The sequence below is a fragment of the Mesorhizobium sp. M0060 genome (assembly GCF_040323155.1).
Taxonomy (GTDB): domain Bacteria; phylum Pseudomonadota; class Alphaproteobacteria; order Rhizobiales; family Rhizobiaceae; genus Mesorhizobium.
The window spans coordinates 17,388-27,398 of sequence record NZ_JAMYUP010000071.1; the positions used below are offsets into that span (position 1 = coordinate 17,388).

Annotated in this window: 10 protein-coding genes and 2 pseudogenes; 7 read left to right on the forward strand and 5 right to left on the reverse strand. The window is 61.5% G+C overall.

Going from position 1 to position 10,011, the window contains the following annotated elements:
* Positions 1-106: 106 nt before the first annotated feature.
* The 3 genes from NKJ94_RS32740 to NKJ94_RS32750 form a co-directional block, all read right to left on the reverse strand.
* Positions 107-619 carry an OmpA family protein gene (locus NKJ94_RS32740; protein ID WP_352531351.1) on the reverse strand — a complete coding sequence of 171 codons (513 nt, stop codon included), beginning with the start codon at positions 617-619 and terminating at the stop codon, positions 107-109.
* A gap of 10 nt (positions 620-629) precedes the next feature.
* Entirely contained in the window at positions 630-1,289 is a 660-nt protein-coding gene (locus NKJ94_RS32745) for a L,D-transpeptidase (RefSeq protein WP_077380658.1), read from the reverse strand.
* Between the two features lie 323 nt (positions 1,290-1,612).
* Positions 1,613-2,506 carry a LysR family transcriptional regulator gene (locus NKJ94_RS32750; RefSeq protein ID WP_352531353.1) on the reverse strand — a complete coding sequence of 298 codons (894 nt, stop codon included), beginning with the start codon at positions 2,504-2,506 and terminating at the stop codon, positions 1,613-1,615.
* 110 nt (positions 2,507-2,616) lie between these two features.
* Between NKJ94_RS32750 and NKJ94_RS32755 the strand changes: the two genes are divergently transcribed.
* From NKJ94_RS32755 to NKJ94_RS32780, 6 genes and pseudogenes are all read left to right on the forward strand, one after another.
* The gene (locus NKJ94_RS32755; protein WP_352531355.1) at positions 2,617-3,780 is read left to right on the forward strand and encodes an NADH-dependent flavin oxidoreductase; all 1,164 of its coding nucleotides are present in this window, start codon (positions 2,617-2,619) and stop codon (positions 3,778-3,780) included.
* Positions 3,781-3,812: 32 nt separating this feature from the next.
* Positions 3,813-4,646 carry an SDR family NAD(P)-dependent oxidoreductase gene (locus NKJ94_RS32760; RefSeq protein ID WP_352531357.1) on the forward strand — a complete coding sequence of 278 codons (834 nt, stop codon included), beginning with the start codon at positions 3,813-3,815 and terminating at the stop codon, positions 4,644-4,646.
* A 242-nt stretch (positions 4,647-4,888) separates the two neighbouring features.
* Positions 4,889-5,065 (forward strand): annotated as a pseudogene (locus NKJ94_RS32765) (2Fe-2S iron-sulfur cluster-binding protein); the annotation flags it as partial.
* A pseudogene (locus NKJ94_RS32770) lies at positions 5,064-5,726 on the forward strand (zinc-binding dehydrogenase); the annotation flags it as partial. The pseudogenes NKJ94_RS32765 and NKJ94_RS32770, both read left to right, overlap by 2 nt.
* 58 nt (positions 5,727-5,784) lie before the next feature.
* The gene (locus tag NKJ94_RS32775) at positions 5,785-6,219 is read left to right on the forward strand and encodes a lipocalin-like domain-containing protein (protein ID WP_352531359.1); all 435 of its coding nucleotides are present in this window, start codon (positions 5,785-5,787) and stop codon (positions 6,217-6,219) included.
* 38 nt (positions 6,220-6,257) lie between these two features.
* Positions 6,258-7,439, forward strand: a complete 1,182-nt coding sequence (locus NKJ94_RS32780; RefSeq protein ID WP_352531361.1) for an arabinose transporter — start codon at positions 6,258-6,260, stop codon at positions 7,437-7,439.
* A gap of 655 nt (positions 7,440-8,094) precedes the next feature.
* Here NKJ94_RS32780 and NKJ94_RS37680 read toward each other — a convergent pair.
* Positions 8,095-8,490 (reverse strand): hypothetical protein, encoded by a 396-nt coding sequence (locus tag NKJ94_RS37680; protein WP_502896197.1) that lies wholly within the window; start codon positions 8,488-8,490, stop codon positions 8,095-8,097.
* A 143-nt stretch (positions 8,491-8,633) separates the two neighbouring features.
* On the opposite strand from NKJ94_RS37680, the gene NKJ94_RS32790 reads away from it, so the two are divergent.
* Positions 8,634-9,605, forward strand: coding sequence for an oxygenase MpaB family protein (locus tag NKJ94_RS32790; protein WP_352531363.1), 972 nt, complete (start codon positions 8,634-8,636; stop codon positions 9,603-9,605).
* A gap of 119 nt (positions 9,606-9,724) precedes the next feature.
* On the opposite strand, the gene NKJ94_RS32795 is transcribed toward NKJ94_RS32790, so the two are convergent.
* Positions 9,725-9,901, reverse strand: a complete 177-nt coding sequence (locus tag NKJ94_RS32795) for a hypothetical protein (RefSeq protein ID WP_352531365.1) — start codon at positions 9,899-9,901, stop codon at positions 9,725-9,727.
* Positions 9,902-10,011: the final 110 nt, after the last annotated feature.

The window sequence follows — 10,011 nt, forward strand, 5'->3', positions numbered from 1 at the left end:
GCTGGCGCGGTCCTCGTGCTGCGCGCATGACTGCCGTAGGCGCAAAGCAGCCATGCCGCCGTCGCGTGTGAGACTCTGCTTTGGTGACAAGCATAACAGCAGCCCCCTACGGCTCGTCCCTCTCATCGCGCAAATTAGACACAACGCGGCGGTTCTGCGACCTGCAGGCGGTGTCGGGGCACTCGCGGACGAGCCTGTCCTTGCCGTAGCCCTTGGCCCACATGCGGTTGCGGTCTATGCCGCCGGCGGCGAGGTAGTCCATCACCGCATCGGCGCGCTGCTGCGACAGCGCCGTTTCACTTGCGCCGGGATCGTCGGCGAAACCCTGCAGCTTGAGCAGCCAGCGCGGATGCTTTGCTAACCAGGCGATCTGGGTGTCGAGGGTGGCCTTGGCGACAGAATCGAGCGCGGCCGAACCTTGCGTGAAATAGGTGCGGCGGCCGACATTGAGGATAAAATCCTCCTCGCTGCCCGGCTGCACGTTCTGGAAGCCGGCAACCTCGGTGTTGGTGATGTCGGGCGTGGAAGGGGCCAGCGTGTTGCTGGTCGAGCAGGATGCGGCCAGCACCAGCAGGCCGGCGGCGAGCAGCCGGCGCGTGTTTTCAATCATGCGGTTCATGAGGCGCCAATCATTCGACAGTGGTGGAAGCGGGCGCCTGGTCGGCGATGTGCGGCAGGACCTGCACCGCGGTGCCGATCGGGCAGCGCTGGTAGAGGTCGATGATGTCTTCCGGGAACATGCGGATGCAGCCGCTGGAAGCGTCGGTGCCGATGCTCCACGGCTCCAGCGTGCCATGCAGGCGGTAGCCGGTGTCGGCGCCGTTGCGGTGCAGATAGAGCGCGCGCGGCCCGAGCGGATTGTTGGACGCGCCGCCTGCGACCATGTGCGGTAGGTCCGGCTTGCGCTTACGCATTTCGGGGGGCGGGACCCATTGCGGCCACAGCGCGCGGCGGTCGATCGTCGCGCGGCCGTACCATTTGAAGCCGTCCTTGCCGACGCCGACGCCGTAGCGGATGGCGGTCTTGTTTTCCATGATGACGTAGAGGAAGTGGTGGCGGGTATCGACCACGACGGTGCCGACCGGCTCGCTGCTGAAATACTTGACGATCTGGCGATGCCATCTCTTGTCGATCTTGGCGAAGTTGGTCTTGCGATAGACAAAATTGTTGTCGCTGGCGGTACCGGCGAAAAAGGATTTTGCCGCCGCGGCTTGAGCAATATTGCTGGTTGCACCCACCGCGACCAGCGCCAGGCCGCCGAGCACGACACCCCTGCGTGATAAAACCATCGGCAATATTCCCCCATGCCAAAAGCCTGGCTGACCATAGTTGAGAATTACTTCGCCTCAAAGTGGAAAATGCTGCGTTGCTCAGTCCGCCGCAAGCGGAATGGCGGCTTTAAGGCTCTGAATTCTGGAATCGGACGTTCACCGCGACGCAGTCCGTCAGGGTAAGTTGAGACTTTTTCTAGGGCGAGTTGCCAAGGCGCGCCTGTTCCGCCTGAGCGGGGGGGAACCCGATTGTCGACGTCCCGCGAGGTTGTGCATATGAGGGAAGGGTAACTCACACTACGCCAAGTTAGAGCGGCATGTTTGAGTGCGTTTTTCCCCTGTCACGCCTTGAGACGGAGTGCCTCGACAAGTAGAGCGAAGGCTGCGGTGTGTTGGCGTCGGCTGGGGTAATAAAGGTGATAGCCCGAGAAGGGTTGGCACCAGTCTTCTAGTACCCGGATAAGGCGTCCTTCTGCGATGAACGGAGCAACCTGGCATTCAAACGTGTATGCTAAACCGAGCCCGTCAAGGGCCGCAGCTTCGAGCATTTCACCGTCATTGATGACGAGTGGGCCATTCATCCTGACTTCAAGTTCCTCACCGCCTTTCTCGAACTCCCAGGCAAAGAGCCCGCCGCCGGTCGTCTGACGGTAGCTGATGCCTCTGTGTTCCCCAAGTTCGCGCGGTGTCTTTGGAACCGTTCGGTTTGCAAAATACGACGGTGATCCGACTACCGCCATGCGCAGGTCCGGGCCGATCCTTATTGCCACCATGTCCTTCTGGACCTGCTCACCGATCCGGATACCGGCGTCGAATCTGCCTGCAACGATGTCAACCAGGCCCTCGTCCAGGCTCAATTCCACTTCGATATCCGGATACTCCAGAAGGAGTTTGGCGATGACGGGCCACAGTACTGATTTGGCAGCATACCGGAATGTCGTCAGGCGAATTAGGCCAGTGGGCTTGTCGCGCAGGGCGGTGACGGCGGCGATCTCGCTTTCGATGTGATCGAAGGCCGGTCGTAGGCTTCGCAGCAAGCGCTCTCCAGCTACCGTCACGGACAGGCTGCGTGTGGTGCGTGAGATCAGCCGGACTCCCAGGCGCTGTTCCAGCGTCCTAACAGCGTAACTGAGCGCCGACTGCGATAGGCCGAGCTTTGCTGCGGCGCGTGTGAAGCTGCCTGCCTCTGCTACGGCGATGAAGACTGCCAGCTCGCTGAAATCTCCGCGCCTCATTTATCAACCCCATTTCTAACTTCATGCGGATTGTAACGGCTAATCATATCGAGTCCTATTCGCTATTTCACCCTCAGAGACAACGAAACGCGCGTCGAAAGGGAAACGCTGTGGACACCTCACGACAGATATTCCAGCCGTTCCAATTTCCGAACGGGTTAAGCGTCGACAACAGGATTGTCATGGCGCCGATGACCACCTGGTCGGCCAACGACGACGGAACGGTCTCTGATGCGGAGATCACCTACTACCGACGTCGGGCAACTGGCGTCGGACTTGTGCTCACAGGCTGCACCCATGTCTTGCCCGACGGCATCGGCTTTGCGGGCGAATTCGCCTCCTACGACGACCGTTTCACCCCAAGCCTCTCTAGGCTGGCGTCAGCGGCCAAAAGCGGCGGGGCCAAGGCCGTCCTGCAAATCTTCCACGCCGGGAGTAAGGCCGTGCCGGCGCTTATACCCCGCGGCGACGTCGTCAGCGCCAGTGCGCTCGAAGTCCAGCCCGGCCCCTTCAATCCGGGCGGTGTGAAGACACGTGCACTGACGAATGACGAAATCCTCGCGATCATTACCGCTTTTGGCGAGGCGACACGACGGGCCATTGAGGCAGGCTTCGATGGCATCGAACTGCATGGTGCTCACGGATTTCTGATCCAGAACTTCTTCTCGCCTCTCTACAATCAGCGTGGCGATGAATGGGGCGGCACCCTCGAAAATCGGATGCGTTTCCCAATTGCCGTAGTGCGTGAGGTAAAGCGAGTGGTCGCGGCACACGCGAACCGCCCCTTCCTCGTGGGCTACCGGGTGTCACCCGAGGAACCCGAGTCAGGTGGCTTGCGTATCGCTGACACATACGAGCTGATTGAATGTCTTATCGATGAAGGTGTGGACTACCTCCACGCATCGCTGACGAGCGTTCTCGAGGCAAAGCCTATAGAGGCGCCCGAGGGCGACACCATCGCTGGCCTGATCACTCGCCGAGCCAGCGGGCGGGTCCCGGTCGTTGCCGCGGGCCAGGTCAGGACGCCTTTTCAGGCCGAACTCGCCCTGCACAGAGGCCTCACGCTCGTCGCGGTTGGGCAGGGACTGGTGATGAACCCGGAGTGGGTCGAGCTAGCAAAGAGCGGACGCGAGGATTTGATCGAGACCGAAATCCGGCCGTCGAGCGTTCTGGGTATCGATATTCCAGCGAAACTATGGGGTGTGATTCAGTCCGCCACCGGGTGGTTCAAGATCATCGCTGAGACGGACGTGCCAAAAGCCAACGCCGCATAAATTGAAAAGATACTGCTAGGAAGGATACGGCTATGAGTAGAGTATGGATGATTACCGGCGCTGGGCGAGGCATGGGCCTCGACTTTGCCAAGGCGGTCTTGGCCATCGGCGATAAGGTCGTTGCGACCGGTCGTAACCCCGATCGGGTCGCCAAGGCGATCGGGCAGTCGGACAATCTTTTGGTCGTGACATTGGACGTGACCAAGCCGGCCGACGCCGACGCTGTGGTGAAGGCAACCCTCGACCGCTTTGGTCGCCTCGACGTGCTCGTCAACAATGCCGCGGGCTTCTATGCGGGCTATTTCGAGGACCTGACTCCGGCCCATATCGACTTTCAGCTCGCGTCCACCCTGACCGGGGCCATGAATGTCACCCGTGCAGTCCTGCCAGTGATGCGCGCGCAGGGTTCTGGCAAGGTCATTGCAATCTCATCGACGGCAGGTCTGGTTGGCTTCGAGTTCTGTTCTGCGTACGCTGCGGCAAAATTCGGCGTGGATGGCTGGATCGAGTCGCTGCAAGCCGAGGTGGCGCCGTTTGGCATTGAAACTATGATCGTGAACCCCGGGTTTTTCCGCACAGAGCTACTGACGGACGAATCCACTCAATATGCTCCGTCATCCGTTAGCGACTACAGCGAACGTCGCGCCCAGCAGATAACGGGCTGGAAAGCCGCGAACGGTCGGCAAGTCGGCGACCCGGCCAAACTTGCGCAGGCGTTGATCACTTTGGTCGACAAGCCGGAGCTGCCCCGTCGGTTTATCGCCGGCGCCGATGCTCTTGGCATGGTCAGGCAGAAACTCGCTCTGCTGCAGCAACAAGTCGACGCCCATGAGGAGGTATCCAGCTCACTGGCCTTCGACAGCTGACCGTCAAGTCCAGCACTGCCATTGTCGCAGGTCTATTTATGAGCGCCATTGATAGGCTCATGCGAATTCTGGTGGCTAATCCGAATGTCATGTCCGTGCTCTGCTGAGGGTTGACCCTTAGGCAACCGGCCAACGACCGGCCTTCGGAATAGACGTTCCCTTTCTGACTGATGCCGCAGGCTTCGCCGGTCCGATCAACTTCGCGAGAAGTCCTAATCCCGCCCGCCACTCGAGGAGACGACATGTCAGAGCCCCGACAGCTAGCCTTGGACATCAACAGCCGCTGCCACCAGTTCAATCTCGACGTGCGCGTGACCTTGCTAGACCCACTACGCGAGGATGCCAACCTGCCCGGCACGAAAAAAGGCTGCGATCATGGGCAGTGCGGCGCCTGCACTGTCCACGTCGACGGTGAGCGTGCCGTTGGCGGATGGTACACTGGTCGCCACCGCCGAGGTGCCGCCGGCCGAACTCATCCCCGACCTGCTGGCTGTGTCCGATGTGCTCGGCACCGGCTGGTATGCGGCCGACGCAGCCGAGGTCCGAGAAGGATCGACGGTAGTGGTGGTCGGCGACGGTGCGGTCGGCCTGATGGGCGTGCTTGCGGCCAAGGAGATGGGCGCTGAGCGCATCATCGCCATGAGCCGGCACGCCAGCCGCCAAAAACTCGCCCGCGAGTTCGGCGCGACCGACATCGTCGCTGAGCGCGGCGAGGAAGGTGTGGCCCGGATCAAAGAGCTCACTAAGGACGTCGGCGCGGACTCGGTGCTGGAATGCGTCGGCACGGCGGAATCCTTCGACCAGGCGCTGGCCTGCTCTCGCCCCGGCGGCACCATCGGCTATGTCGGCGTGCCGCATGGCGTGAGCTTCGATGGCCAGAATCTCTTCTTCGGCCAGAAGCGCATGCTGGGCGGCCCCGCGCCGGTGCGCCGCTTCCTGCCCGACCTTATGGACCGTGTGCTCAAGGGCAGGATCAAGCCCGGCAAGGTCTTCGACCTCAAGCTGCCGTTGGCCGAGGTCGCGGAAGGCTACCGCGCCATGGACGAGCGGCGCGCCATCAAGGTCATGCTTTCGGTGTGAACGAAGATTGGGCGGACGGCCTGTCCGCACCCACAAATCAGAAAAGGAACAACGACATATGACGATGAGATTGAAGATCGCCGCCCTTGCGCTTGCGCTTTCGGTCGCCGCGCCGGCTTTCTCCCAAGAGTCCCCGATCATCGGCGCATGGCGCATGAGGTCGCTCGAGGCCGGTGCCGAGGGAAACCTCAAGCCCGTGCCATATTCCGGCCAGGTCATCTTCACCGAGGCCGGCACCCTCTCGGTGCAGGCCCAGAACCCCGACGCTAAGGCGCCGGACACGCCTTACACGGCGAATGGCTACGAAGCCTATTACGGGCCGGTCGCCATCAACGACCAGGACAAGACCTTCGTCATTACGATCGGGTCCTCCCTGGTCCGCAATCTTGTCGGGAAGAGCATGAAACGCAAATTCGAAGTCTCGGACAATAAACTGGTCCTCACGCCGGACAATCCGGCCGAAGGCTGGCGCGTGACCTACGAACGTTACTGATCGGAACAGCCCCACTGTCAACGTTATCGGTGGCCACAATGGCGCGGACTTCAGACCGAAATGGCGCGATAGCGGAACTGGTGCCAATCATGGCGGCTGTCTTCGCCGGCTTCCTCCTGATCGGCTTGGCGCTACCCGTCCTGCCGCTGCATCTTCACCAGCAGCTCGGCTTCGGCCCCTTCGCAGTCGGGCTGGTGACGGGCAGCCAGTTCGTCGCCTCGATGCTGTCGCGCATTGGAGCCGGAAATTATGCCGATGGGCGCGGCGGCAAGCGGGCCGTCATCGTCGGCCTCATTGCCGCTGCCCTGGCGGGGTTCATTTACCTCGGCTCGCTGGCATTGCTCGACCGCCCGGTAGCGTCCGCATCGGCGCTCTTCGCCGGCCGGGCGGTACTGGGCGCGTCTGAGAGCTTCATCATCACCGGCGGCGTCGCCTGGGGCCTCTCCCTTGCGGGCGGACAGAACTCCGGAAAGGTCATAGCCTGGGTGGGCACGGCGATGTTCGCGGCGCTCGCGCTAGGCGCGCCGATCGGATCTGCGCTTTACGCGGCGAGCGGCTTCGCCGCGATCGCGCTCGCGACGGTCGGCCTGCCGCTTGCGACGCTGCTTGCCATCCTGCCTATGCGTGGCACCAGCCTCGCCGCGAGCGCCGCGCGACAGTCATGGACGAGCGTGGCGCAAGCGGTCTGGCTTCCCGGCGTCGGAGCTGCTTTCAGCAGCCTTGGCTATGGCGCGATCCTGTCCTTTGGCGCGCTGCTCTTTGCCGAACGCGGCTGGCAGCCGGTCTGGCTTCCCTTCACCGCTTATGCTGCGTCGCTGATCGCGGCAAGGCTGTGCTTCGGCCACCTGCCTGACAGGTTAGGGGGCGCGCGCGTCGCCGTGATCTTCGTGGCGGTCGAGGCGACAGGGCTGATGCTGATCTGGCTTGCGCCCGGGCCCGTTCTCGCCGCCATCGGAGCGGGCCTGACTGGCCTTGGCTACTCGCTGGTCTATCCCGGTTTCGGTGCCGAGGCCGTAAGTCATCTTCCGCCACGCAGCCGCGGCCTGGCCATGGGACTCTACACCGTCTTCCTCGACGTGGCGCTTGGCTTCGGCAGTCCGGCGCTCGGCTTGGTCGCCGCGTCGGCCGGCCTGCAATTCGTCTTCTTCGCCGTCGCGACGGCGACGCTTCCGGCGTTGGGCATCGCTCTGCTGCTGGGTCGCCGTAACGCTCCACTATAGATAGTCTGTGCTCGAGATGTCGCGCAATCACGATCGCTCCCGCTTCGGGCGACGTCTGCTCCAGGGCAATGGCAAGATCGACTTCTACGGCCGACAGGCTGCGCGAAGCGGTAATTCGCCGTTCGAGAGACAAAAGTTTTTTTCGGTGAACCCACGACATCGACAAAGTAGCACGGAGTGGCCCCTCTCCTGCCGCTCTCGAGCGATGACACGGTATTGACCCTGCGGCGCTGGCTGCCCCCGCAACGCTGGTGAATTCGAAGGAGTAGTGCGGCCGCTCCTACCCCGATGAACAAACAGAGGGCACCGATCTCGTTCGCCATCCGCCAATAGTCCCGGCAAAAAGCGCGTGGCGGCAAAGAGAAGCCGCAACATGTAGACTCGGACCAATATATCCATGGGCATTGAGAGATGTTCCGCACCTGCAAAATAATGACCGAATGATCTCAATCTATTATAGTTGAACACGAGTCTCACGAGATGCAACGCCGCACCGCCTCGCGAGTTGATTTTGAAGGACTTTTCTAGAATTCCATAGCGATTTGTATCTCAGTCCGTATCGCACGACGCGGACCTAGCCACTAGGTAAGTGGCCCTTCTTACGAGGAACCGAAACGACATTCAGCGTTGTCGTGCTTTCGCCAGTTGCGGCCATTCAGAGAGCTGACCCAAAGCTGCGGTTCCGTAGCGATTTCCGGCTCGGACCGTCGTCACTCATAACTTTGACGCGACATAGTCCGCACGGGACGACAACGATTGATCCAGATGGACTCGCAGAGTGCCCAACAGGGGCGCACGCCAGTTCAGGTTGTTTGGGACTGGATTTGCGGCGCCGGGCTTGGATGCCGCAAATGCAGGGCTCCGTTTCGATCCATCCGGGCGAGACCCGCACCACACGGATCCCCTTTGGCGTGACCTCCTTGGAAAAGGCTCTTGCTGCAAGTCGAAAGCGCCGCCTTCGCTGCGGCCCGGTGGTTGATGCCGGGAGCGGAAGCTCGCGCTGGATCGAGGTGACATGGATGACCACGCCCGAGCCTTGCTCCATCATCATCGGCAACAGGGCAGATCAAGCAGGGTTCATCAGCTTCGCGCGAGGATGATTTGGAACGACGGGAAGACCAAAGACGTTCGTGCATATTGCATCCGCTAGCCACAGGTCTAACGCTTGCTATTCTCAGTAGTCCGAGGCGTATCATGTTTCGCAACTCGGGCATCATTTCTCTGCCTCGCCCGCTTGAGCGTCGTGTGGACACTCTTGCCCAGTCGTTCATGCGCCAGCGGCTCGGATCTCAGATGGACTTCTCGACTCCGGAAGGCGAGCCGGCGCTGTTACCACCCAATTCCGTAACCTGGCGCATTTTTAAGAACCCTGTTGCGCTGTTCATCGGCGGGGTAACGGCGGTGCTGCTCGAATTGGCAGAGCCGCGGGTTCGCGACGCCATTTGGCAGCACAGCAGTTTCCGCTCCCTCGCGCTCCGACGATTGCAGCGTACGGGCCTCGCTGCTTTGGTCACGGTCTATGGCCCCCGATCCAAGGCTAAGGCCATGATTGAAGATGTGGTCAGGATGCATGGGCGCGTTTCGGGTCGAACCAGCGAAGGCGAGCCATACCACGCCACCGACCCGGAGCTGCTGGACTGGGTGCAAGCGACGGCCGAGTTTGGTTTCATGGAGGCCTATCACATCTATGTGCATCGTCTGCATTTTTTCGAACGGGACGCGATGTTTGCTGAGGCTCGCCCCGTGGCGCTTCTCTATGGTGCGGTCGGCGCGCCCACGTCTCAGGCCGAGCTTTACGCGCTGTTCGACGTAATGAGGCAAAGACTCGTCGCGTCGCCGATCGTGTCGGAGTTCCTGGAGATCATGGAAGAAGTTCCCGCCTTGCCGGGAGTTGCTCGACCCCTTCAGCGGCCGCTTCTGAAGGCGGCCGTCGAGATCCTACCCCAATGGGTCCGCAAGCGGTTGGAACTCGGCGACCGCTGGACCTTGAAGTCGTGGGAGCGTGTTGTTGTGAAGACGACGGCTGCAATCTGCGACAGCACCGTGCTTCATTCATCACCAGCCGTCCAGTCGTGCCGCCGCCTCGGCCTTTCCGAGAGCTATCTCTATCGCCGAACGGCATCCGAAAACCTACACAGAACCGGACAGTGTTCGTTCCTTGACTAAATGTCAGGCACGCGTCGTGCAGACGTTCAGCTTCTAGTTAACGCGTCTTGAAGGCACGAACTCGATAGCCCACTGGACGGCGGGGCGTGACGCAGGCTCGCCAAGCAGACGCGAACAAACTACCGGACGGCTGCCGGCAACAGTGAAGCCGTCGTACCGTCAAAACCGGCATGGGCCGGCTCGTGGCCGGAGCCGCCGCCCGAGATGACCGTGTAGCCCTTCTCGGTGACTGTCAAAGTCACGATCCTGATCCGCGGGTCAAAGAGCGCCTCCAGCAGCTGAGCGGTAAGCGCCACGCCGCTGCCCTCGTGCGGGGCATGAGGTGAATGTGCGAAGAATCCCCCCGATCGCGAGAGACGGAGGGCCTACGTGGGAGCAGACGGCAAAATGGACGTCGATTTGGACG

Bases quoted from the DNA above. Each gene is read 5' to 3' on its own strand.
- NKJ94_RS32740 (WP_352531351.1), bottom strand. From the start codon at position 619: ATGAACCGCATGATTGAAAACACGCGCCGGCTGCTCGCCGCCGGCCTG.
- NKJ94_RS32745 (WP_077380658.1), bottom strand. From the start codon at position 1,289: ATGGTTTTATCACGCAGGGGTGTCGTGCTCGGCGGCCTGGCGCTGGTC.
- NKJ94_RS32750 (WP_352531353.1), bottom strand. From the start codon at position 2,506: ATGAGGCGCGGAGATTTCAGCGAGCTGGCAGTCTTCATCGCCGTAGCA.
- NKJ94_RS32760 (WP_352531357.1), top strand. From the start codon at position 3,813: ATGAGTAGAGTATGGATGATTACCGGCGCTGGGCGAGGCATGGGCCTC.
- NKJ94_RS32775 (WP_352531359.1), top strand. From the start codon at position 5,785: ATGACGATGAGATTGAAGATCGCCGCCCTTGCGCTTGCGCTTTCGGTC.
- NKJ94_RS32780 (WP_352531361.1), top strand. From the start codon at position 6,258: ATGGCGCGGACTTCAGACCGAAATGGCGCGATAGCGGAACTGGTGCCA.
- NKJ94_RS37680 (WP_502896197.1), bottom strand. From the start codon at position 8,490: ATGATGATGGAGCAAGGCTCGGGCGTGGTCATCCATGTCACCTCGATC.
- NKJ94_RS32790 (WP_352531363.1), top strand. From the start codon at position 8,634: ATGTTTCGCAACTCGGGCATCATTTCTCTGCCTCGCCCGCTTGAGCGT.